Source organism: Microbulbifer sp. ABF4_143 (assembly GCF_056160225.1).
In genome coordinates, this window is sequence record NZ_JBSWWT010000027.1 from 1 (window position 1) to 23116 (window position 23116).

Below are 23116 nucleotides of genomic sequence, written 5' to 3' on the forward strand. Positions count from 1 at the left end.
CATCCTCTCCCTCTTCTCTTTCTTTTTTTTTCCTTCTTTTGTCGCTTTCTGCCTCCTTCCTCCCCCTCTTCTTGCTGAGTTAAAGGGGGGTGCTGCGCCCGGGAACTGTCCCCCCCGCCTTACGCCGTTAAGAAAGAACACACTTTATATGTCGAAACGCGATTACTACGAAATCCTCGGTGTCGACCGGAGCGCATCGGAAAAGGACCTGAAGAAGGCCTACCGCCGCGTGGCCATGAAGTACCACCCGGACCGCAACCCCGGCGACAAGGAGGCGGAGAACAAATTCAAAGAGGCCAACGAGGCCTACGAGGTGCTGTCCGACCCGCAGAAGAAGGCGGCCTACGACCAGTTTGGCCACGCCGGTGTCGAGGGCCAGATGGGTGGCGGCGGCGCCGGCGGTTTCGGCGGTTTCTCCGATATTTTCGGCGACGTGTTCGGCGATATCTTCGGCGGTGGCGGCCGCCGCAGCGGGCCCGCCAGGGGCTCCGATCTGCGCTATGACCTGGAGCTGGATCTCGAAGACGCGGTGCGCGGCACCACGGTGAAGATCCGCGTACCGACCCTGGCTTCCTGTAAGACCTGCCACGGCTCCGGTGCCAAGCCCGGCTCTTCGCCGCAGACCTGCGGCACCTGCGGCGGCGTCGGCCAGGTGCGCATGCAGCAGGGCTTCTTCTCGGTGCAGCAGACCTGCCCCAACTGCCGCGGGCGCGGCACCACCATCTCCGACCCCTGCGCCAGCTGCCACGGGCGCGGGCGCGTGGAGGAGACCAAGACCCTGTCGGTCAAGGTGCCGCCGGGCGTGGACACCGGCGACCGCATCCGCCTGTCCGGCGAGGGCGAGGCGGGCCCGGACGGCGGCCCCGCCGGCGACCTCTATGTGCAGGTGGTGGTCAGGGAACACGAGCTGTTCCAGCGCGACGGCAAGAACCTCTACTGCGAGGTGCCGATCAGCTTCGTCACCGCGGCGCTGGGCGGCGAGCTGGAGGTGCCGACCCTGGACGGCAAGGTCAAGCTGAAGATTCCCGCCGAGAGTCAGACCGGCAAGCTGTTCCGCCTGCGCGGCAAGGGTGTGACCCCGGTGCGCGGCGGTGCCCCCGGCGACCTGCTGTGCCGCGTGGTGGTGGAGACACCGGTGAACCTGACCGCGAGGCAGAAAGAGCTGCTGCAGGAGTTCGCCGACACCCTGAGCGAGAAAAAGAACTCCCCGCGCCAGACCGGCTGGTTCGAGGGGGTGAAGAACTTCTTCGGTGATATGAAGCTCTGATCCCGGGGCCGCAGGGCCCCGGCTCGGCAGCGGGCCCCGGGCCCGCTCCGGGCGAGCGGTTCAAGCGCTCAGGGCGGATTATTCCTCCGCCAGCCGCTTGCGGAACGCTTCGTGAAACTCTTCCTGTACCTTCTTCAGCTCCCGCAACTGATCCGCGTTTAACAGCGGCACCATCTTTGCCCGCGCCTCGGCGCGGATCGCAATCATCTTTGCGTCCAGCTCTTCCCGCTGCCTGACCGACAGCTTCGGTCTCTCCTCGCCGATGTGGATGCCGTATTCCTTCAGTAGCGCCAGCTGCCTGTCGAAGGTCTGATCCAGGATCGGCAGGGCCTTGTCCTCCTGTTCCGGCGTCAGCTTCAGGCGCAGGGTCAGCCAGTCGGCAATGTCGTCGTATTTCTCCCAGAAGTCGTCGCTGAGCTCCTGCTTCTGCGCCTGCGCCTGCTCTTGTGCCTGCATCGGCGCCGCGCTGCACAGCAGGGCGAGTGCGAAAAGCAGGGCCGCGAGCCCGGCGCTGGCGGACTGGTTGGTGAGTGCTTGCATCTGTGGCGCTCCAATCATCTATCCACTAAGAAGCGTAGCAGTTGCGGCCGCGGGGGCGGGAGGCGCGACGATACTGTTCGCTATCAGGCGCGGGATGCTTATTGCTATTGACCTGTTTTCCCGCGGCCTGGCGGCTGGGGCCGCCATTTGCGCGAATTGCTATTCTGTGTCCTGCCTCCGGGGTAGAATCCGCGGCTTTGTCTGCGGCGCGAAAAGAGGAGAAATACCATGGCGGCAAAAATCGCGGTAACCGGCTTTGGCGGGCGCATGGGGCGCGCGCTGACGCAGGCGCTGGCGCAGTCTGATGCGGCGGCGCTGTCCGCCGCGGTGGTGCGACCCGGTTCCAGCCTGGTGGGTGCGGATGCCGGTGAGGTGGCGGGGCTCGGCCGCAGCGGGCTGGCGATAGTGGACAGCCTGGAAAAGGCCGACTTCGACGTGCTGATCGATTTCACCGCCCCGGCGGCGACCCTGGCCAACGCCGCCTTCTGCGCCGCAAAGGGACTGCCGATCGTGATCGGCACCACCGGCTTCGATGAATCCCAGAGGGCGGCGCTGCTGGCGCACGCCGGGGCGATCCCCCTGTGCCTGGCGAGTAACTTCTCCACCGGCGTCAATCTGTGTTTCAAACTGCTGGAAACGGCGGCGCGGGTGATGGGCGAGGACGCGGACATAGAAATCGTCGAGGCGCACCACCGCCACAAGGTGGACGCGCCCTCCGGCACCGCGCTCAGCATGGGCGAGGTGGTGGCCGAGGCGCTCGGGCGCGATCTGCGCGAGGTCGCCGTCTACGGCCGCGAGGGCCAGACCGGCGCCCGCGCGCGTGACACCATCGGCTTTGCGACGGTGCGCGGCGGCGACGTGGTCGGCGACCACACGGTAATGTTTCTGGCGGACGGCGAGCGGGTGGAGATCAGCCACCGCGCCAGCAGCCGCCTGTCCTTCGCCCGCGGCGCCGTGCGCGCAGCGCTGTGGCTGGTGGGAGAGGGGGCGGCCGGGCGGAAACCCGGTCATTACGATATGCGCGATGTACTGGATTTGAAATGATTCGAGCGGCCGGTGGCGCGCCGCGGCATTGGCGACGGCAAACGGACAACCCCAAACCGATTACGGGAAATCAAACTTGGAAAAAAAACTAATCGTCGGCTGTGAGGAGTGGTGCGCCTTCCCCGGCCTCGGCATCCCCGCGATCAAGGCGCGGGTGGACTCGGGCGCCAAGACCTCCTGTCTGCACGCCTACAACATCCAGACATTCAAGCGCGACGGCGAGCCCTGGGTCAGCTTCGAGGCCCACCCGCTGCAGCATCTGCGCCGCCCCTCGGTGCGCTGCGAGGCGCGCCTGCTGGACAAGCGCATGGTGCGCAGCTCCTCCGGCGAGAGCGAGAAGCGCCCGGTGATCCGCACGTCCCTGTCCATCGGCGGCAGCGTCTGGGATATCGAGTTGACGCTGACCAACCGCGACAGCATGGGCTACCGCATGCTGCTCGGGCGCGAGGCGATGCTCGGGCGCATGCTGGTGGATCCGTCCGAGAGTTTCTGCCTCGGCGACCTGCCCCAGAGCCAGTTGGAGGAGTACTACCGCGACGAGCACCATATGGCCGGCACTGGTCTGCGCATCGGCGTGCTCGCCTCCAACCCGGATCTGTACAGCAATCAGCGCATCATGGAGGCCGGCGCCGAGCGCGGCCACCGCATGAGCTTCCTGGATATTCGCCAGTGCTATATGAAGCTGGATCCGAACGAGCCGGAGGTGCACTACCGGGACGGGCGCATACTGAACAATCTGGATGCGGTGATACCGCGCATCCGCCCCAGCCAGACCTTCTACGGCTGCGCCCTGACCCGACACTTCGAGAGCCTCGGCGTCTTCGCGCTGAACGGCTCCGCGGCCATCAGCCAGTCGCGGGACAAGCTGTTCTCGCTGCAACTGCTGCAGCAGAGCGGCCTGAATATCCCCACCTCCGGATTCGCCAACTCGCCGGTGGATACCAGCGAGCTGATCGAGATGGTCGGCGGCGCGCCACTGATCGTGAAGCTGCTGGAGGGCACCCAGGGCCGGGGGGTGGTGTTGGCGGAGACGCGCAAGGCGGGCGAGTCGGTGATCAACGCCTTCAAGTCCCTGAAGGCCAACCTGCTGGTGCAGGAGTTTATCCGCGAGGCCCAGGGCAAGGATCTGCGCCTGTTCGTGATCGACGGCAAGGTGGTGGCGTCGATCCAGCGCGAGGCGGCGCCGGGTGAATTCCGCGCCAATATCCATCAGGGCGGCACCGCCTCGGTGGTCAAGGTCACCGCGGAGGAAAAGCGCCTGGCGGTGAAGGCGGCCAAGGTGCTGGGCCTGAAGGTGGCTGGCGTGGATATCATCCGCTCCAAGAAGGGGCCGCTGCTGCTGGAGGTGAACTCCTCCCCCGGGCTCGAGGGGATAGAGAGCGCCACGCGCAAGGATGTGGCCGGCGCCATGATCCTGTCGATCGAGAAGGCGCTCAAATGGCGCCCGGCCATAGCCCCGCAGAGCGACGCCTCCCTGGCCAAGGGGGATTGACCCAGGGCCACCCCGGGCGGGGCTGAAGGCGGCACAGAACCGCCGGGCCCCGCCGCTCCCTCCCCGCAGGCTGGCGTCGCGCTCCCCGCGCCCTTTGGCAAAGCGCCCGGCCCGAGACTAACCTACTGAAAGCGCCGGGCTGTGTATCCGGCGCGGATTGTCGCGCGGGTTTCGATGCCCGCGCACTCCCGAATCCCCGTTCCCGGCTGCCACGGATGGTGGGTTGGCGGGGGGCGCGCGCCGGCGCGTTTCCGCTCTCGGTGGCCGGATGGTGAATACCGCAAGGCCTTGTGCATGAAAAATCGCCAACACCGCTACTTCCTGGACAGCCTCGCGCTGGCGCTGTCACACCTGGCGGTATTGCTGATTGTGATGATGGTCACCAGTGCCCAGGCGTCGACCCGGTTGTCCGACTCCGCGGCGGGGCGGCAGGTTATGGTGGACTATATAGTGCACTTCGCCTACCACCTGCAGTGGCCGATCGAGGCCTTCTCCGGTGCCAGGGCCCCCTTCCGTATCTGCATCATGGGCGAAGACAGCCTGCGCGAGCCGCTGGCGCAGCGGTTGCAGCACCAGCGGATCGGCGGCCGCCGGGCGGCGCTGGAGAGCGTCGACCCGCGCGAACCGATACGCGCGCGCCGCTGTCAGATCGTCGTGCTCGGGGAGATGGAGCGCGCCAGCCTGCTGAAGGCGGTCCGGGCGCTGGAGTTCTTCCCGGTACTGACCGTCAGCGATGTCGACCGCTTTGCCGCCACCGGCGGCATGGTCGAGTTTGTCAGCAGCGGCGGCAGCATCGCGCTGCAGCTCAACAAGACCATGCTCGACCGCGCGGAACTGAAGATGGGCAACAGCCTGTTTCGCCTGAGCCGCGAGCTGAACTGAATGATGACAAAGCTGTTTCCGACAGATTGGCCATCATTCCGCATTCATCATGCACAAGCCTCTGGCGCCAGCGCGGCATTTCGCGTAGAATCTGCGCCCGGTTTGGGCAGGTCCCGCGAGCCCCGAGGAACCCCGAAGCGGGGAACCCCGGAGAGGTGAGCTTCGCGGCGCACCGGCCCGTCAACGCCGGCGGCAAGCGCCGGCCACAGTGTGCACAGTGTGAGAGCCGCGCGTGAACAAATTCTAAAAAAGCGAGATGAAGCTGCGGAGTTTCATCTCGCTTTTTTATAGGTGCCATCCGGCACCTGCTGCGCCGCCCGCTGCTGCTCGCCACCCCGCCCGCAAGCAGTTCTGAAGATTGGAGATCAATTTGACTAAAGCTGTCCCCACGCCGGAGGGCCCCATGCCCCACAACTTGATGCCGAGTACAACCCCCGCCCTGCTGGTACTCGCAGATGGCAGCGTTTTTGAAGGGCGCGCCATCGGCGCTCAGGGTAGCGCCGTTGGCGAGGTGGTGTTCAATACCTCCATGACCGGCTACCAGGAGATACTGACCGATCCCTCCTACGCCCGCCAGATAGTCACCCTGACCTATCCCCATATCGGCAACACCGGTACCAACGCCGAGGATGAGGAGTGCGGCGAGATCTGGGCCGCCGGCCTGGTGATCCGCGACCTGCCGCTGCTGGCCAGCAGCTTCCGCAACGAGCAGCCGCTGGAGGAGTACCTGAAGGCGCGCAATATCGTCGGCATCGCCGATATCGATACCCGCCGGCTGACCCGCCTGCTGCGCGACAAGGGTGCCCAGAACGGCTGCATTGTCGCCGGCGACAGCATTGACCGGGAAGCCGCGCTGGCCAAGGCGAGAGAATTCGCCGGCCTCAAGGGCATGGACCTGGCCAAGGTGGTCTCCACCAAGCAGAGCTACCCGTTCAACGAGGGCACCTGGGAGCTGGGCAGTGGCCACAAGCCGGCGCCGCAGCAGCCGTTCAAGGTGGTGGCCTACGACTTCGGCGTGAAGCGCAATATCCTGCGCATGCTGGTGGACCGCGGTTGCGAAATCACCGTGGTGCCGGCGGAGACGCCGGCGGCCGAGGTGCTGGCGATGAATCCGGACGGTGTCTTCCTGTCCAACGGCCCCGGCGACCCCGAGCCCTGCGACTACGCCATCGCCGCGATCCGGGAATTCCTCGAGGCGGAGATCCCCCTCTACGGTATCTGTCTCGGCCACCAGCTGCTGGGTCTGGCCGTCGGCGGTGCGACTGAGAAGATGAAGTTCGGCCACCACGGCGGCAACCACCCGGTGCAGGACCTGAAGACCGGCAAGGTGATGATCACCGCGCAGAACCACGGCTTCGCAGTGGACGCGGAATCCCTGCCGGCCAATGTGGAGGTCACGCACAAGTCCCTGTTCGACGGCACCCTGCAGGGGATCCGCCTGAAGGACAAGCCGGCCTTCAGCTTCCAGGGGCACCCGGAGGCCAGCCCCGGCCCCCACGATGTGGCGCCGCTGTTCGACCAGTTTGTCGAGCTGATGCAGGCGCGCCGCTGAGCGCAGCCCGCTTGGATCCTTTGTAGGAGCGGCCCATGGCCGCGATCGGATTCCAGAAGACTTGGAAAGATTGATCGCGGCCATGGGCCGCTCCTACAGTACACACAGAGTTTCAGCGCTGCCGGTTGAACCGGTGAACGAACGGAAGAAAGATGCCAAAACGCACAGACATCAAAAGCATTCTGATTATCGGCGCCGGCCCCATCGTGATCGGCCAGGCCTGCGAGTTCGACTATTCCGGTGCCCAGGCCTGTAAGGCGCTGCGCGAGGAGGGCTACCGGGTGATCCTGGTGAACTCCAACCCGGCCACGATCATGACCGACCCGGCCATGGCCGACGCCACCTATATAGAGCCGGTGGAGTGGAAGACGGTCGCCAAGATTATCGAGCAGGAGCGCCCGGACGCGATACTGCCGACCATGGGCGGCCAGACGGCGCTGAACTGCGCCCTGGATCTGGACAAGAACGGCATACTGAACAAATTCGGCGTGGAGCTGATCGGCGCCGACAAGGACGCTATCGAGAAGGCCGAGGACCGCGATCTGTTCGACAAGGCCATGCGCGCCATCGGCCTGGAGACGCCGCGCGCGCGCATCGTCCACTCGATGGAGGAGGCGAAGAAGGTGCCGGAGGAGTTCGGCTTCCCGGTGATCATCCGCCCGTCCTTCACGATGGGGGGCTCCGGCGGCGGCGTGGCCTACAACTGGCCGGAGTTCGAGGAGATCTGCAAGCGCGGCCTCGACCTGTCGCCGACCAACGAGCTGCTGATCGACGAATCCCTGCTCGGCTGGAAAGAGTACGAGATGGAGGTGGTGCGCGATAAGAACGACAACTGCATCATCGTCTGCTCCATCGAGAACTTCGACCCGATGGGGGTGCACACCGGCGACTCCATCACCGTGGCCCCGGCGCAGACGCTGACCGACAAGGAATACCAGCGGATGCGCAACGCCTCCATCGCGGTGCTGCGCGAGATAGGCGTCGAGACCGGCGGCTCCAACGTGCAGTTCGGCGTGGACCCGAAGACCGGGCGCATGGTGGTGATCGAGATGAACCCGCGGGTATCCCGCTCCTCGGCGCTGGCCTCCAAGGCCACCGGCTTCCCGATCGCCAAGGTCGCCGCCAAGCTGGCGGTCGGCTACACGCTCGACGAACTGCAGAACGATATCACCGGCGGCGCCACCCCGGCCTCCTTCGAGCCCTCTATCGACTATGTGGTCACCAAGATTCCGCGTTTCACCTTCGAGAAGTTCGGCGAGGCGGACGCGCGCCTGACCACGCAGATGAAGTCCGTCGGCGAGGTGATGGCCATAGGCCGCACCTTCCAGGAGTCGCTGCAGAAGGCCCTGCGCGGTCTGGAAGTGGGCAGCTTCGGCTTCGAGAGCAAGATAGATCCGAGTGAGGACGGCGCCCGGGAGCGGTTGCGCCGCGAGCTGTCGGTGCCCGGTGCCGAGCGCATCTGGTATGTGGGCGACGCCTTCCGCATGGGCATGAGCGTCGAGGAAATCTACGAGCTGTCCGGCATAGATCCCTGGTTCCTGGTGCAGATCGAGGAGCTGATCAAAATCGAGGAGCCGCTCAAGTCGCTGCCCACCTCGGCCCTGGACGCCAAGACCATGCGCTTCCTGAAGCGCAAGGGCTTCTCCGACCGCCGCCTGGCGGACCTGCTCGGCGTCAGCCAGAAGACCGTGCGCGAATTCCGCCACAAGCTCGGCGTCTTCCCGGCCTACAAGCGCGTCGACACCTGTGCGGCGGAATTCGCCACCAGCACCGCCTATATGTACTCCACCTACGACGAGGAGTGCGAGGCCAATCCGTCCGACCGGAAGAAGATCATGGTGCTCGGCGGCGGCCCCAACCGCATCGGCCAGGGTATCGAGTTCGACTACTGCTGCGTGCACGCGGCGCTGGCGATGCGCGAGGACGGCTACGAGACCATTATGGTCAACTGCAACCCGGAGACGGTATCCACCGACTACGACACCTCCGACCGTCTCTATTTCGAGCCGGTGACCCTCGAGGACGTGCTGGAAATCGTGCGCAAGGAAAAGCCGGAGGGCGTCATCGTCCAGTTCGGCGGCCAGACGCCGCTGAACCTGGCCCGCTACCTGGCCGCCGAGGGCGTGCCGATCATCGGCACCACCCCGGAGCAGATAGACCGCGCCGAGGACCGCGAGCGCTTCCAGCAGATGATCATGCGCCTGGGCCTGAAGCAGCCGCAGAACGCGATAGTGCGCTCGGAAATGGAAGCCATCCAGCGCGCCAAGGATGTGGGCTACCCGCTGGTGGTGCGCCCGTCCTATGTACTGGGCGGCCGCGCGATGGAGATCGTCTACAAGGAAGACGAACTCAAGACCTATATGAAAGAGGCGGTGCGGGTTTCCGACGAGGCGCCGGTACTGCTGGATCACTTCCTGAACGCCGCGATCGAGGTGGATATAGACGCCGTCTCCGACGGCAAGGATGTGGTGATCGGCGGCATCATGCAGCATATCGAGCAGTGTGGCGTCCACTCCGGCGACTCCGCCTGCTCCCTGCCGCCCTACAGCCTGCCCGCCGACGTGCAGGACAGGATGCGCGAGCAGGTCAAGGCCATGGCGCGCGAACTGGGCGTCGTGGGTCTGATGAATACCCAGCTCGCCTACCAGGACGGCGAGATCTATGTGATCGAGGTGAACCCGCGCGCGTCGCGCACCGTGCCCTTCGTGTCCAAGTGTATCGGCACCTCGCTGGCCAAGGTGGCGGCGCGCTGCCAGGCGGGCATCAGCCTGGCCGAGCAGGGCTTCACCGAGGAAATCGTGCCGGACTACTTCTCGGTCAAGGAATCGGTGTTCCCGTTCAACAAGTTCCCGAAGGTGGACCCGATCCTCGGCCCGGAGATGAAGTCCACCGGCGAGGTGATGGGCGTGGGCGAGACCTTCGCCGAGGCCTTCGACAAGGGCCTGCTGGCCGCCGGCGACAAGCTGCCGGAGTCCGGCCGCGTGTTCATCTCGGTGCGCGACTTCGACAAGCCGGCGGCGGTGGATGTGGCGCGGGACCTGGCGGCGCTCGGCTTCGAACTGGTGGCCACCCGCGGCACGGCCAAGGTCTTGCAAGATAGCGGCATTCCCGTTACAACCGTCAACAAGATGAGCGAGGGCCGCCCGCATATCGTCGATATGATCAAGAACGACGAGATAGCCCTGGTGGTCAACACCACCGAGGGGCGCCAGGCCATTCGCGATTCCGCCGATATCCGCCGCAGCGCGGAGAATCACCAGGTGTGCTACACCACCACGCTGGCCGCGGCCAAGGCCATGGCCCTGGCGATGCAACAGGGCGAGCCCCTCAAGGTCCGCCGTCTGCAGGATCTGCACCAGCGGGTGGTCAAGCTGCCGGAGTAAGGCTGGCGCCTTTTTGTAGGTGCGGCCCATGGCCGCGATCGGAATGGGGAAACCCTAACATTGATCGCGGCCATGGGCCGCTCCTACAGGGCAAATCAAATACGGATATAACGGCCAGGCTTCACCGGAAGGCGAAGCCTGGCTTTCTAGTGAATAAATTTGGAGGTCCCAACTTGAACCGGGTACCAATGACCGTCGAGGGCGCAGAGGCTCTGCGCGCCGAATTGGAAAGACTGAAGAAGGTTGAGCGCCCGGCCGTGGTGCAGGCCATCGCCGAGGCGCGCGAGCACGGCGACCTGAAGGAAAATGCCGAGTACCACGCCGCGCGCGAGAAGCAGGGTTTTATCGAGGGGCGCATCCAGGAGATCGAGAGCAAGCTGTCTCACGCCCAGGTGATCGACGTGAAGGCCATAGAGCCCAGCGACAAGGTGATCTTCGGCACCACCGTGACCATTATCCATATGGAAAATGACCAGGAAGTGACCTACAAGATTGTCGGCGACGACGAAGCGGATGTGAAAAACCACAAGATCTCCGTCAATTCACCGATTGCCCGCGCCTTGATCGGCAAGGAAGTGGGGGATGTCGTCGTGGTGCAGACACCGTCCGGTTCGGTGGAGTACGAGATAGATTCGGTAGAGCACCTGTAATTTATTTTCATCACGTCAAAAAATAAGGGCGGCAATTTGCCGCCCTTATTTTTTGCAGCGGGGCTGGCCCGTAAACAGGAAGCCGGTTACTGGACAACCACCGCGGTGTTGCCATTGCCCGTCTGGCTCACGATGGCGGTTTCAGAAATCCCGTTCTGTATCACTATGGCCTCGTTCACGCTGCCGGACTGGTTCACGATGGCCAGGTGGCCGCCGCCAATGCCGAAGGCGCCGGCCTGCGTCACGCTGGCGCGGTTGGCGAAGCCTTCCTGGGTGATCCTGGCGCTGCTGCCCCAGTCCACCTGAACCACAGTGGCCTCGTTGCCGAACCCGCTCTGCAGTATGTCGGCCTCGTGGTCATTGCCTCTCTGATCCGTGTAGGCGCGGTTGAAGGTGCCCTGCTGGTTGATGGTGGAGAAATGACCGCTGCCGGACTGGGCGATCTGCGCTTCGTTACCGGTGCCCGCCTGGTAGATGAAGGCATCGGAATCAAAGCTGGCGTTCTGGCCTATGTAGGCGTTGTGCAACTGGCCGCGCTGCTCGATTCGCGCGACATTGCCCGCGCCCAGTATCTGCGCGATTTCCGCTTCATTGCCGAAGCCGGACTGCAGTATCCAGGCCTCGCTGTCCTGGCTGCCCAACTGGTAGATGGTCGCGTCGTTGAGCGTGCCTTCCTGGTAGATATATGCGCTGTTGAAGGCGCCGTCCTGTTGCAGCGTGTAGGCACTGTTGAGGCTGCCGTCCTGTACCTGGGATATGCTGGATCCCACCTCGGACTGCTGCAGCGCATAGGCGTTGTGGAAGTTTCCGCTCTGTTGCTGCGAGATGAAATTGTCGGTGGCGCCCGGGTCCGCCTGGTCGGCGATGGCGGTGTTGCCCGTGCCATTCTGGTTGAGCTCGGCGGTATTGGTCGCCGCCAGCACTATGCCGCTTGCGGTTAGCAATAACGCTGCGGCGATGGGGGTTGTGGGGTTCACAAATGGCTCCTCTACTGCTTCACCTACAGGGGCCCGGTGGTGTCCGGGCGCTCCTTTGTCCGCGCTCGCGCCTTGTGGGCATACCGGCGGATCACCAGTCAATTGTTATTAACCCGGCAAATGAAATTTGCGCGGGTTAATGCGGCACAGGGATGTGCCGCCGCCGGTCGCAGGCCGGCGCGAGCCCTTGAAATTCAAGAAGATCCGCGCATCTTCGCCAGTATTTCAAGGGCGACAATCAAATATTTCAGGGTGAAATATTTGATTGCCAAGTTAATAAAAGGCGGCCGTAAAGGCCGCCTGGGGTTTTGCTTTATGCGCGGCGACTACTGCACGATAAAGCCGACGTTGCCAATACCTGTCTGAGTGGCCACAGCGGTTTCGTTGAAGCCGAACTGGAAGGTGTTGTGGAAGTTGAAGAGCCCCACCTGGGTAGTGACCGAGTTGTGGAAGAGCCCGATCTGGGTGGTGTTGGCATTGTTGCCGAAGCCGAACTGGAACTCCGCGGCGGCATGGCCGAGACCTACCTGGGTGATATCCCCAACGTTGAATGCACCGACTTGCACCTTCAGCGCAGAGCTGCCAATAGAGCCGACCTGGACGATGTTGCCGCTGTTGAAGAAGCCGGCCTGGATGATATCGGCATCGTTTGCCAGGGCGAATGCCTGGGTGATATTGGCGCTGTTGCCGACGCCACCTTGCAGGATATCGGCGCTGTTCAGGGCACTGACTGTCTGCAGGATGTTACCGAAGTTCAGCGCTCCGACCTGAGTGATGCTGGCGCTATCCAGCAGGCTCAGGGTCTGGGTGATAACGCCGAGGTTGACGAAGCCCACCTGCAGGATATTGGCATTGCTGGCTAGAGAAGCTGCCTGAGTGGTAACACCCACGTTGCCCGCACCCACCTGGGTAACGGCGGCGGTGTTGAACGCACCGGCGGCTTGGGTGGAAACCGCCGTGTTCACGGCACCTACCTGAGTCTGCACTATGGTGCTGTCGTTCTCACCGGCGGTCTGCACCGCGATTTCGTTGTTGAACAGGCCATTCTGGTTTTGCACGATCAGGTTGTCGTTCACGCCGAGCCCGATCTGCGAGGCGAACTGGAAGTTGCCGATACCGTTCTGGTTTTGGAGGGTGGTGTTGTTTGCCGCGAATACGCTGCCGCTGGCGGCGAGAAGTACTGCTGCGGCGATGGGGGTAAACGTCTTCATGAGTTGCTCCTTACTTACGTCCGACGTTGAAAGAATCAGTACAGGTCATACTGATTTACGATGGTGCCGACCTCAGCACCATGTTGGATTACAGCGTTGTGCGAGCCTTCACCTCCCCGGCAAGCGGTCCCGCTGTGAATAGGTGCCGATCTGTCCCGAAAGGACCAGGTTGAGCCTCAATTCCCCGGCAAGTGCCCCATACGCCGGCGGTGCTACCGTTGTCATGGCGTGGATGTGGCGAGCAGGGGAGCGATGGCGGATTCAAATAATTCCTGGCCAAATTTCAAACTCTTTGTTTGCAAAGTGATCAAACACTGTGTTGAGTCTTGCCGCTCAAGCGGGGGGTCGCTATAGGAGGGAAGTGTCGAAACTCTAGGAAAAAAGTTCGATTTTTGATCAGTTGTTTTCTGAGGCGCTAAGGAAGGATGAGAGTCGCGCTGGGGAAAGTGATTTTCCGCGCCAGTCGATGAATTGCCGCCGCAGAGAAGGGCGGGTGGCGCGCAATTGCGCGGGAGTTGCGCCGGATCAGTGCGCCAGCGACACGGAGTTGCCGTTGCCGAACTGGGTCACGATTGCCGTCGAGGAAAAGCCGCTCTGGATGACCGTCGCCTGGTTCAGTCCACCGGACTGGCTGATCACGGACAGGTGACCGCCGCCCATGCCGAATGCGCCGGACTGGAGTACGTCGGTGCTATTGAAGAATCCATCCTGGGTGACGACAGCGCTGTTGTACCCGTCTCCCTGAGCGACCAGGGCACCGTTGGCAAAGCCGCTCTGGGCGATATCGGCTTCCTGGAAGAACCCCTCCTGGTCCGTGTTCGCGCGGTTGAAGGAGCCCTGTTGATCCGTGCTCGAGAAGTGGCCTATGCCGGTTTGCGCGGCATCGGCGTCGTGATCGGTGCCTTCCTGATCGATATGGGCTTCGGCGTGAAAACTGCCATTCTGTGCGATGCCGGCGCGGTGGAACTGGCCCCTCTGCTCAATCGCGGCGATATTGCCAACACCGGCAATCTGGTTGATTTCCGCAGTGTGGTTGAAGCCCCGCTGGCGGGACACTGCCCTCGTATCCGTGGCGGCCGTCTGCAGGCTCGCGGCTGCGTTGAACGCGCCTATTTGGTGGATTTCACTGCTGTTGCCGGACCCGCCGATCTGTATGGTGCCTGCCTGATTGGTTACGCCGTCCTGGACCTGAATGATTTCGCTGTCCAGTTCGCCCTGCTGGCTCGCATCGGCGGTGTTGTGGGCACCCTCCTGTGCCTGCAGGAGGCTGTTGCCAAGCGAGCCCGACTCTATCTGCTCGGCGAAGGCGGCATTGCCGGCCCCGCTCTGTGCCTGCTCTATTTTGTTGTCCGCTGCGCCGGCCTCGCCAGCCGCAACTAGGCTTAGCGCCGCTATCATGCCAGGAAGTTTTTTCACGATGGAAATACCGCGCTGTCGGAATTATCTACAAGGTCAATTGTACTGGTTGACGGTGGTCGTGATCGCCACCCCCTTCTGGGTGACTTCGGTGTGCAGGCCATTGCCGCTCTGGTAGATGTTCACACTGTGATGAACGCCTATCTGGTTCACCAGGGCGGAATTCTGTATGCCAAACTGGGCGATGCCCGCCTCGTGTGCGAAACCTATCTGGTTGAGGCGAATCCAGTTTTCGTAGCCGACCTGAAGCAGGGCGGCGATATTGTCCTCCCCCTTCTGGCGTGAAATCACCGCGTTTTCATCGCCGGCCTGCCTGACAGACAAACGGTTGCCGTTGCCGTCCTGGAGGGCGGACAGGTAGTTCAACATTCCGTACTGTCGGGCGTTCACCGCGTTGAGGCTGCCCTCCTGATAGATGATCGCCAGGTTGGCCACTGGCACGGCGTTGTTGAAATCGAGCTCGCTGGTGGCGGCCAGTTCCGACCCCGAATCCAGGTCCGAACTCCAGGCGCTGTTCAGGCCGAGCAGGGTTAGGGTCAGGGATTGAATCAGTCTTCCGGGTTTCATGGGATTACATAATGTGAGTGCTTTCATTCAGGTAGTACTGCAGCACGGGGTTGTTGATGTCGTCCGGGTTCTGCAGCGCCCAGGAATTGTTGACGATACCTTCGCTGATCAGATGGATGACCGCCGACTCCATGGCCGAAAGCATCGCCAGCTGCGCCGGCTCGTTGGTCGTGGTGCCCGCCTCCATCTCGAGCAGGCGGCGGAACTTGACGAAGCGGTACACGTCGGCGCTGATGGCTTTCGAATAGACAGTCTTTGAGGTCAGCACCGAGTGCAGAACGCGGCCGGAGCGGATGTCGATGGCTCTCAAATTCACGGTGACCTGATCTACCCGGTACTGATCATCGATGCCGATACCAAAATACCGCGCGCCCGCTCCGCCAGTGCGGATATTGGTGTCGTAGGCGACGATTCCGCCTTCCAGCAGGACGTTTGCCGCCACCAGGGAGGGCAGGGGAATGTTATTGTTCGCCGGCGCATCCGGTTTGGCCAGCGCGGCGCGAATAATTTTGCGTTCCGTCAGCAGGTTCTGCAGTCCCTCCCGTTCCAGGGGGATAAACCAGCCGGACTCGTTTAAGACATCCATCAGCATCGAGGCACCGCCCTGGGTTACCGCGGTGGAAAAGCTGCTGTTGGGGGCCGGTTTGTATTGCCCTGTCTGGTCGCGGAAGGCGTATACGGCGGCCAGTATCTTGCCCTTGGGGGCGGGCAGGTTGAGCAGGTCCCGGTAAGTGCTGTTTCTCGGAGTAAGCTGTGCTTCATCCCTGCCCGGTCCAAAGAGGGCGTCGCCTGTGGTCTTCATTGCAGAGCAGCCGCTCAGAGTGGTCATAACTGCCAGTGCGGGCAAAGCAAGACTTTTTATTGCGGTACGCATTGCCTATCTCTCCTACAAGCATTCGCGGGCTTTAATTCGTCGGGTTGAGTCCGCTGACAATGATTTCACTCTTGTCGCCGGTGTTGCGGTCGGTAATCAATACGGTCAGTACGCCGTCGTTGTCGATGATCTGCACGACAAAATCATCGGTGATCAGTTCGCCGCTGTTGCCGTTACCGACATCCGTCAGCAGCTGGTTCAGCAGGCGGGTCTCCAGGGAGTCCGTGAACCTGTCCAGGGCACTGGGCTGTTCGTAGATGGTGTCCTCGCGGTCCGGATCCTTGTGGCGGTCCTGGGCCTGGGCGTTGTTCAGTAAATAGGCGCCGTTCAGGGGATTGCCGCCAAAATTCGGGTTTACCGGCTCATAGATCAGTTCTGTGCCGAGCGCGAGCCCGCTGGCAAGCGGAAAAACAGGGGCCAGAATGAGGCCCGCCAGTCTCGATTTCTTCATCAGAATTCATCCTTACCTATATCGAAGTGGTCGGTCAGCGCGCTGCGGACCTTCTCCTGCAACACTATCTCGTGGATATGTTTCGATGCCTCTTCCGCCATTCTCTGAATATTGTTGGTGCTTGGGCTGATAAAACGCCGGAATACGACTCTGTTGTTGTAGGTGATCCATATCAGGTTGCCCCAGCGCGCGGAGGGGCGTTCGTGAATCGTCAGGTTGTAATCACTGTCCGGGTAGTGGAGATTGCGGTATTCGCTCATATAGCGCGCAAAATCGTGCCCGGTGCGGGTAATGGTCCTGTCGATATTGAAGCCGCTGATTTCATCTTCTAGGCGCCCGCCGCCATCTTCCAGGGCGCCATCGGCGTCTCCGGTGCCCTGCGCCGACGCCAAGCCAGTGCATAAAAGCAATAGAAGCGCCAGCCTTTTCATAGCCGCTCCGCCTGGAGGTGCATCTTGGCCCAGTTGCTCGCCTGCAACCGGTTTTTGACGCCGATCTTGCGGAAGATGTTGTACATATGGTTTTTGACCGTGTGTTCGCTCAGGTGCAGCCTGGAGGCGATGACGCTGTTGGGATCCCCGGTGGTCAGCTGGTTCAGGATCTCCTGCTCGCGCCTGGTGAGCAGCGGGCCGCTCTGCAGTTCTTCGGAATGGGATTTCTCCGCACTCTGTATGGCCGCGGTGAGCTTTTTGATCAGGTTCTCCTGCGTGGTTGTCGCATCGCAGAGGAGCTGGAAATTTTTCCGTTTTAACTTTTCCGCCAGATGACAGGGGATGTCGGCGGGGAAGTTGATCAGCAGAACCTTCTGGTGGGCCAGGTTCTTCAGGTATGGCAGCATCCGGTTCGTTTCAGAGTTTGCTGCTATGTGCCAGCAGTCGACGACGATTGCCTGGTAGTGTTGAAGGCAGTGGCGTTGTTTTCCTATTTCTGATTTTTCCCATTTGAAGGGCAGTGAATCGGAAATCAGTGAGTAGAGCAGCTCTCCCTGTAGGCCGGAATTGCTGAAAAAAAGAACCGGCATATACCTGTTACCTCTCCTTGGCCAGATCGAAATCTTAAAACCTGTATCTGGGTCCGTCCTGCGACCCCCTGTCGCAGTAAATAGTATTTCTGCCCCGCTGGATTTTCCTCGTCAGGCAGAGAAATTTCTCACGATCACCGTTAGTAAAATTAGGTTAAATAACTCAGTGAATGAGAAGTTAGTTTGGAGTGTAGACTGTGGTGGCGTAATTTCTAGACAAAAAATGTGTCAGATTTTTCCGGTGTTCGTGTAACGGAATTTGCTTTTTTCGGATGTGTTGCCCTTGTCGCGATAAATGCCCGAAACCGCTGTGCGACGGAATTAGTGGAGCGGATCGGTGGATGTGCCGGCCCATTGCCGCGCTTCTATGCTATATGCCGGGTGCCGCGGTAAATTTCCTCCCGCCGGGCGGTGACGGCAACGAGCGGCCCAGGGCTGGGGACTGAAGTGCAGCGACTTATTTCATCGACGACAGGCTTGCCACCGCGGCGCCACCCGGCTCTCAGGAGCCGCCGCGTTGGCCTGTTGTATGCGTTGCTGCTGATCGCGCTGTTGATGGGCGGCTGCCAGCCGAAGCCGCAGCGCGCTCTTGGCACCCTGGAGTGGGATCGTATCGCGCTGCCGGCGCCGGCTGCGGAAAAGATAGTTGATATACGTGTGCGCGAGGGGGAAAGGGTCAGCGCCGGCCAGGTGCTGCTGCAGCTGGATACCCGCCGCACGCGGGCGCAGCTCGCGGCGGCGCGGGAGGAGGTGGCGCGGCGCGAGGCGCTGCTTGACGAATTGCAGGCGGGACCGCGGATTGAGGAAATTCAGCGCGCCGAGGCGAATCTGGCCGCTGCTCTCGCGGAGGAAAAGGATGCGCGGCAAAACTTCCGGCGCCTGCGCAAACTGCTCGGTGAGGACTATATCTCCCAGGCTGACGTCGACCGCGCCAAGGCAGCCGCCGACAGCGCCTCGGCGCAGGTGGCCTCCGCCCGCGCGGCGCTGTTGGAGTTGCAGCGCGGCACGCGCAGCGAGGATATCGCCCAGGGGGCGGCGGCACTGGCGCAGGCCCGCGCAGAGGCGGAAGCGCAGGCGGTGCTGCTGCAGAAACTCACGGTACAGGCTCCGAGGCAGGGTCTGGTGGACAGTCTGCCGTTCAAATTGGGGGACGAGGCGCCGGTCGGCGGCCCGCTGGCGGTGATGCTGGTGGGGGAGACGCCCTACGCCCGCGTCTATATTCCCGAGCCGATGCGGCCCGCCGTTCGGGTGGGCGATACCGCGCGGGTTTTTATCCAGGGGCTGGATCGGGCCTATAGCGGCCGGGTGCGGATGATCCGCAGCGAGCCCAGTTTTACCCCCTACTTTGCACTGACCGGTGACGACGCGGCGCGGCTCAGCTACCTGGCGGAAATCCAGTTGGGAGAGGACGCCGCCGCGCTGCCCGCGGGCCTGCCGCTGCGGGCGGAATTTGACGGCAGCGGGGTGCACGGCGATGGCGGCTGAGAGTGAAATCGCGATCCGCGCGCGGAGCTTGAGCAAGTGCTTCGGCGCACTGCGCGCGGTGGATGGCGTGGATCTCACCGTGAGGCGCCGACAGGTGTACGGCTTCCTCGGCCCCAACGGCTCCGGAAAATCCACCAGTATCCGCATGCTGTGCGGCCTGCTGACACCGAGTGCCGGTGAAATTGAAGTGCTGGGCCTGCGTATACCGGCACAGGCGGAGGAGCTGCGCCGGCATATCGGCTATATGACGCAGCAATTCTCTCTGTTTGCCGACCTGAGCCTGCGCGAGAACCTGGAATTTCTCGCCGCGGTGCAGAACCTGTCGCGCAGGGAAATGGTGCGGCGGGTGGACGAGCTGCTGCAGGAGTACGGTTTCGCCGAGCGCGCCGGGCAGATGGCGGGCACCCTGAGCGGCGGCCAGAAGCAGCGCCTGGCGCTGGCCGGCAGCGTGATCCACAAGCCGGAGCTGCTGTTTCTCGACGAGCCCACCAGCGCGGTGGACCCGGAATCGCGGCGCGATTTCTGGGAGAAGCTGTTCGAGCTGGCGGACGCCGGCACCACGATACTGGTTTCCTCCCACTATATGGATGAGGCGGAGCGCTGCCACCGGCTGGCGATTCTCGATCGCGGCCGCCTGGTGGCCGACGGCAGCCCCGCCGAACTCACCGGCGCCCTGCGCGGGCGCACGCTGGAGGTGCGCGCCGAGCGGCCGCGGCAGGCCAAGCGGGTGCTGTTGCAGGTGCCCGGCGTGATCAGCGCGGCGCAGATAGGCAACAGCCTGCGCGTGCTGTGTGAGGAGAGCGGCGACTGCGCATCGCGTGTCGAGCGGGCATTCCGCGAGCGGGGCGTCGGCGCCGAGGTGTGCCCGGCGCTGCCCAGCCTGGAGGATGTGTTCGTCGCCGCCACCAATAGAGCGCCGCAGGAGGAAGCCCGGTGAATTGGCGCCGGCTCTGGGCCGTGGTCGTCAAAGAGTTGCGCCAGCTGCGCCGCGACCGCATCACCCTGCTGATGATCGTCGGCGTGCCGATACTGCAGTTGATGCTGTTCGGCTATGCGATCAACCTGAATCCGCGCCATCTGCCCGCCGCCATCGCCGATCAGGCGCAGACCAGCGGCTCGCGCCAGCTGGTGATGGATATGCTCGCCACCGGCGTGATAGAGCCGGTGGCCGACGCGGAGAGCCCGCAACAGCTGATGACCATGTTGCGCCGCGGCGAGATCAGTGTCGGCGTCGTGATCCCGAAAGATTTCGAGCGCCGCCGCGCACAGAGCGACGAGGCGGTGCAGGTACTGGTGGACGGCAGCGACACGGTGGTGCAGAACGCCGTCGCGCAGCTGGCGCAGATGCCGCTCGCCTTTGCGCCGGCGCAGCCGCGGGGAGCCTCGGGGCGGGAATCCTCGATACCGCTGCCGCAGCTGCCGATCAGTGTCGTGGCCTTCTACAATCCGCAGCGGGTGTCGGCGATCAATATAGTGCCGGGACTGATCGGCATCATCCTGACGATGACGATGGTGATGTTCACGGCCATCGCGATAGTGCGCGAGCGCGAGCGTGGCAATATGGAGCTGCTGATCGCGACGCCGGTCAGCAGCGCCGAACTGATGATCGGCAAAGTGTTGCCCTACGGCGTTATCGGCCTGGTGCAGACCAGCCTGGTGCTGTTGGCCGGCGTGCTGCTGTTCCAGGTGCCGATTCGCGGCAGCCTGCTCGATGTCTACTGGGCCGCGATACTGCTGATCCTGGCCAACCTGAGCCTGGGCCTTTTGATCTCGACACGCGCCCAGTCCCAGTTCCAGGCCATGCAGATGACCTTCTTCGTGTTCGTGCCGTCGATACTGCTGTCCGGATTCATGTTCCCGTTCGACGGCATGCCGAAGCCGGCGCAGTGGATTGCGGAGCTGCTGCCGCTGACCCATTTCCTGCGCCTGATCCGCGGGGTCATGCTGCGCGGCGCCGATATGGCTGAGCTGTGGCCCGACTGGCTGGCGCTGCTGGTGTTTATCGCGCTGATGATGACGCTGGCGATAGCGCGTTTCCGCAAGAGCCTCGATTAAATTTTGTTCAGATGCGGATTTCGCGCCAAACCTGCTACCCGCACAAAGTGTGAACTTCTGGGCGATTGTGTTGCCATCTGCTGTTAGGATGGATGGTCGACCGGCCTATCTCGAGGAGGCAATACCGTGACCCAACTACTGGAAAGCCTGCCGCTCTGGCTGTGGTTATTGCTGGCGCTGCTGGCGCTGTTCGTTGCACGCAAACCGGTGCACCAGGGCATCTTCTCTCTGGCGCGCTTCTTTCACCAGTCACTGCGCCTGGGCGCCAATGCGGTTGCCGGCGCCGAACAGCGCCTGCAGGAGCGCAACCGCGAGGTGCTGCTGGCGGCCGGGCGCGAGGCGGCGGAGCGCCATGTGGAGCGGGAGTTCGACCGCATCGAGGCCACGATGAAGAAGGAGCTGGCGCAGTATCCGGCCCTGCACCGCAAGCTGTGCGAACAGCTGACCGCCATCGACGAGGACTATGTGCGCAGCGCCGAGGTGCCGCCGGAGCCCACCAACTGGGCCAAGGCCATCAAGGCGGTGGCGGAAATCCCGGCCAAGAACGACGGCGTGGTGGGGGATGTGCTGGAGACCATCCACCACTCGATGCGCAAGGCCGAGGCCAAGGCGCTGGAGGCCTACCGCGAGTCCGCCCGCGAGCGCCACCAGCTGCTCAAGCGCATGATGCCCAGCTGGCGCTCGATGCTGTCCACTCTGGGGCGGGTCAACAAGAGCGTGGATTCGGTGATCCGCCGCGCCAAGGCCATCGACGGCCATATGGAGCGCTACGAGGAAATCGTCCAGGGCAGCGACCGCGCCCTGCGCATGCTCTCCTCCTCCTCCCTGAGCCAGTTCTTTATCGCGTCCTTCGTGCTGGCGATTGCCGCCGGCGGCGCGCTGATCAATTTCCACCTGATCGCGCGGCCGATGACCGAGATGGTCGGCGGCACCAGCTATATCGGCAGTTTCAAGGTGGCGGATATCTCCGCGCTGGTGATTATCCTGGTGGAGATCACCATGGGGCTCTTCCTGATGGAGTGTCTGCGCATCACGCGGCTCTTCCCGGTGATCAGTGCGCTGAACGACAAGCTGCGCACGCGCATGATGTGGGCCGCCTTCGCGCTGCTGTTCTGCCTCGCCTCGGTGGAGGCCGGTCTGGCCTTTATGCGCGAGATACTGATGCAGGAGGATCTGGCGGTCAGCGCGCAGCTCAGGGGCGCAGAGATTGAGGCGACTGCGGGCGGTGTCCTCTGGATCACTACCGCGGCACAGATGGGCATGGGCTTCATTCTGCCGTTCGCGCTCACCTTCGTCGCGATACCGCTGGAGAACTTTATCGCCTCGGCGCGCACGGTCATCGGCCTGCTGGCGACCTTCTTCCTGCGCGCCCTGTCGGTGCTGTTGCGCCTGACCGGCACCGCGGCGCTGCGCTGCGGTTCGCTGCTGGTGCGCCTCTACGATATTGTGATTTTCCTGCCGCTGTGGCTGGAGAGCCTGTACGCGAACTGGCGTGCCGACTCGGCCGCCGTGACCGCGGCGGAGGAGGCGCGATGAAAAAACTGATTCCTTTTGCCTGCGCTCTGCTGCTGGCCGCCTGCGGCGAGCCGGTGGCGCGCAACCAGGGCATCTATATGCTGATCGATACCTCCGGCACCTACACCCAGGAGCTGGACAAGGCGCAGCAGGTCATCAACTACACCCTCGCCAAGATGAACCCCGGCGATACCTTCGCGGTGGCCAGTATCAACAGCGGCAGTTTCAGCGAGAAGAACATCAAGGCCAAGGTCACCTTCGACGACAGGCCCAGTGTCGCCAACAAACAGAAGCGGGCCTTCCAGCAGGCGATACAGCAGTTTGTTGAGGAGACCCGGCCCGCGGCCTACACGGACATCACCGGCGGCCTGTTGCAGGCGGTGGAATACCTGAACGAGAAGGACCCGGGGCGCAAGACCATCCTGATCTTTTCCGACCTGAAAGAGGAGATCAGGGAGGGCTACAACCGCGATGTGCCGCTGCAGCTTTCCGGCTTCAATCTGGTGGCGCTGAATGTGACCAAGCTGCGCAGTGACAATATAGATCCAAACGCCTACCTGGGGCGCCTGCGGGACTGGCAGAGTCGCGTCGAGGAGAGCGGCGGCAGCTGGCGGGTGGTCAATGATCTGGAGCGGCTGGAAAAAATCCTGCCCTAGCGGGTTGTTATCACTGTAGGAGCGGCCCGTGGCCGCGATCGAGCTGTCAGATTTCTCTGGAATTCGATCGCGGCCACG

The 23116-nt window shown here is 63.0% G+C and carries 22 protein-coding genes and 1 pseudogene; 14 read left to right on the forward strand and 9 right to left on the reverse strand.

Annotated elements, in window-relative coordinates:
- Window positions 1-148: 148 nt before the first annotated feature.
- Window positions 149-1267 (forward strand): molecular chaperone DnaJ, encoded by a 1119-nt coding sequence (dnaJ, locus tag ACXAF3_RS16545; protein ID WP_475113403.1) that lies wholly within the window; start codon window positions 149-151, stop codon window positions 1265-1267.
- Between the two features lie 78 nt (window positions 1268-1345).
- On the opposite strand, the gene ACXAF3_RS16550 is transcribed toward dnaJ, so the two are convergent.
- A complete protein-coding gene (locus ACXAF3_RS16550) occupies window positions 1346-1807 on the reverse strand; it encodes a hypothetical protein (protein WP_475113404.1) in 462 nt (153 codons plus the stop codon).
- 228 nt (window positions 1808-2035) lie between these two features.
- Here ACXAF3_RS16550 and dapB point away from each other — a divergent pair, with 228 nt between their 5' ends.
- The 7 genes and pseudogenes from dapB to greA all read left to right on the forward strand — a co-directional run bounded on the left by dapB (window position 2036) and on the right by greA (window position 10810).
- On the forward strand, window positions 2036-2851 hold the full coding sequence (gene dapB, locus ACXAF3_RS16555) for a 4-hydroxy-tetrahydrodipicolinate reductase (RefSeq protein ID WP_475113405.1): 816 nt from the start codon (window positions 2036-2038) through the stop codon (window positions 2849-2851).
- A gap of 76 nt (window positions 2852-2927) precedes the next feature.
- Window positions 2928-3329, forward strand: a pseudogene (locus ACXAF3_RS16560) (ATP-dependent zinc protease family protein); the annotation flags it as partial.
- 84 nt (window positions 3330-3413) lie between these two features.
- Window positions 3414-4343 (forward strand): 30S ribosomal protein S6--L-glutamate ligase, encoded by a 930-nt coding sequence (rimK, locus tag ACXAF3_RS16565; RefSeq protein WP_475113444.1) that lies wholly within the window; start codon window positions 3414-3416, stop codon window positions 4341-4343.
- A gap of 294 nt (window positions 4344-4637) precedes the next feature.
- The gene (locus ACXAF3_RS16570; RefSeq protein WP_475113406.1) at window positions 4638-5225 is read left to right on the forward strand and encodes a YfiR family protein; all 588 of its coding nucleotides are present in this window, start codon (window positions 4638-4640) and stop codon (window positions 5223-5225) included.
- Window positions 5226-5628: 403 nt separating this feature from the next.
- On the forward strand, window positions 5629-6777 hold the full coding sequence (gene carA, locus ACXAF3_RS16575) for a glutamine-hydrolyzing carbamoyl-phosphate synthase small subunit (RefSeq protein ID WP_475113407.1): 1149 nt from the start codon (window positions 5629-5631) through the stop codon (window positions 6775-6777).
- A 152-nt stretch (window positions 6778-6929) separates the two neighbouring features.
- The gene (carB, locus tag ACXAF3_RS16580) at window positions 6930-10160 is read left to right on the forward strand and encodes a carbamoyl-phosphate synthase large subunit (protein ID WP_475113408.1); all 3231 of its coding nucleotides are present in this window, start codon (window positions 6930-6932) and stop codon (window positions 10158-10160) included.
- A 173-nt stretch (window positions 10161-10333) separates the two neighbouring features.
- Complete coding sequence (greA, locus tag ACXAF3_RS16585) at window positions 10334-10810, forward strand: transcription elongation factor GreA (RefSeq protein WP_475113409.1); 477 nt, start codon at window positions 10334-10336, stop codon at window positions 10808-10810.
- Between the two features lie 86 nt (window positions 10811-10896).
- Here the strand turns inward: greA and ACXAF3_RS16590 are convergent, their stop codons facing one another.
- Window positions 10897-11787 carry a hypothetical protein gene (locus ACXAF3_RS16590; protein WP_475113410.1) on the reverse strand — a complete coding sequence of 297 codons (891 nt, stop codon included), beginning with the start codon at window positions 11785-11787 and terminating at the stop codon, window positions 10897-10899.
- Between the two features lie 39 nt (window positions 11788-11826).
- Here ACXAF3_RS16590 and ACXAF3_RS16595 point away from each other — a divergent pair, with 39 nt between their 5' ends.
- Entirely contained in the window at window positions 11827-12153 is a 327-nt protein-coding gene (locus ACXAF3_RS16595) for a hypothetical protein (RefSeq protein ID WP_475113411.1), read from the forward strand.
- Here ACXAF3_RS16595 and ACXAF3_RS16600 read toward each other — a convergent pair.
- The 7 genes from ACXAF3_RS16600 to ACXAF3_RS16630 all read right to left on the reverse strand — a co-directional run bounded on the left by ACXAF3_RS16600 (window position 12114) and on the right by ACXAF3_RS16630 (window position 17144).
- Entirely contained in the window at window positions 12114-12998 is an 885-nt protein-coding gene (locus tag ACXAF3_RS16600; RefSeq protein WP_475113412.1) for a hypothetical protein, read from the reverse strand. The genes ACXAF3_RS16595 and ACXAF3_RS16600 overlap by 40 nt on opposite strands.
- A gap of 525 nt (window positions 12999-13523) precedes the next feature.
- Complete coding sequence (locus ACXAF3_RS16605) at window positions 13524-14414, reverse strand: hypothetical protein (RefSeq protein WP_475113413.1); 891 nt, start codon at window positions 14412-14414, stop codon at window positions 13524-13526.
- A 36-nt stretch (window positions 14415-14450) separates the two neighbouring features.
- Entirely contained in the window at window positions 14451-14981 is a 531-nt protein-coding gene (locus ACXAF3_RS16610; RefSeq protein WP_475113414.1) for a hypothetical protein, read from the reverse strand.
- 4 nt (window positions 14982-14985) lie between these two features.
- Window positions 14986-15783: a CsgG/HfaB family protein gene (locus ACXAF3_RS16615; protein ID WP_475113415.1), complete on the reverse strand. Its 798-nt coding sequence runs from the start codon at window positions 15781-15783 to the stop codon at window positions 14986-14988.
- Window positions 15784-15886: 103 nt separating this feature from the next.
- A complete protein-coding gene (locus ACXAF3_RS16620) occupies window positions 15887-16306 on the reverse strand; it encodes a curli assembly protein CsgF (protein ID WP_475113416.1) in 420 nt (139 codons plus the stop codon).
- On the reverse strand, window positions 16306-16737 hold the full coding sequence (locus ACXAF3_RS16625) for a curli production assembly/transport protein CsgE (RefSeq protein WP_475113417.1): 432 nt from the start codon (window positions 16735-16737) through the stop codon (window positions 16306-16308). Before ACXAF3_RS16625 ends, ACXAF3_RS16620 begins: the two co-directional genes overlap by 1 nt.
- The gene (locus tag ACXAF3_RS16630; RefSeq protein ID WP_475113418.1) at window positions 16734-17144 is read right to left on the reverse strand and encodes a response regulator transcription factor; all 411 of its coding nucleotides are present in this window, start codon (window positions 17142-17144) and stop codon (window positions 16734-16736) included. The genes ACXAF3_RS16625 and ACXAF3_RS16630 overlap by 4 nt, the downstream gene beginning before the upstream one ends.
- Before the next feature lie 630 nt (window positions 17145-17774).
- Here ACXAF3_RS16630 and ACXAF3_RS16635 point away from each other — a divergent pair.
- From ACXAF3_RS16635 to ACXAF3_RS16655, 5 genes are all read left to right on the forward strand, one after another.
- Window positions 17775-18812, forward strand: coding sequence for an HlyD family secretion protein (locus tag ACXAF3_RS16635; RefSeq protein ID WP_475113419.1), 1038 nt, complete (start codon window positions 17775-17777; stop codon window positions 18810-18812).
- Entirely contained in the window at window positions 18802-19749 is a 948-nt protein-coding gene (locus ACXAF3_RS16640; RefSeq protein WP_475113420.1) for an ABC transporter ATP-binding protein, read from the forward strand. The genes ACXAF3_RS16635 and ACXAF3_RS16640 overlap by 11 nt, the downstream gene beginning before the upstream one ends.
- Window positions 19746-20867, forward strand: a complete 1122-nt coding sequence (locus tag ACXAF3_RS16645) for an ABC transporter permease (RefSeq protein ID WP_475113421.1) — start codon at window positions 19746-19748, stop codon at window positions 20865-20867. Before ACXAF3_RS16640 ends, ACXAF3_RS16645 begins: the two co-directional genes overlap by 4 nt.
- A 126-nt stretch (window positions 20868-20993) precedes the next feature.
- Window positions 20994-22403 (forward strand): hypothetical protein, encoded by a 1410-nt coding sequence (locus ACXAF3_RS16650; RefSeq protein ID WP_475113422.1) that lies wholly within the window; start codon window positions 20994-20996, stop codon window positions 22401-22403.
- On the forward strand, window positions 22400-23038 hold the full coding sequence (locus ACXAF3_RS16655; protein WP_475113423.1) for a VWA domain-containing protein: 639 nt from the start codon (window positions 22400-22402) through the stop codon (window positions 23036-23038). The genes ACXAF3_RS16650 and ACXAF3_RS16655 overlap by 4 nt, the downstream gene beginning before the upstream one ends.
- Window positions 23039-23116: the final 78 nt, after the last annotated feature.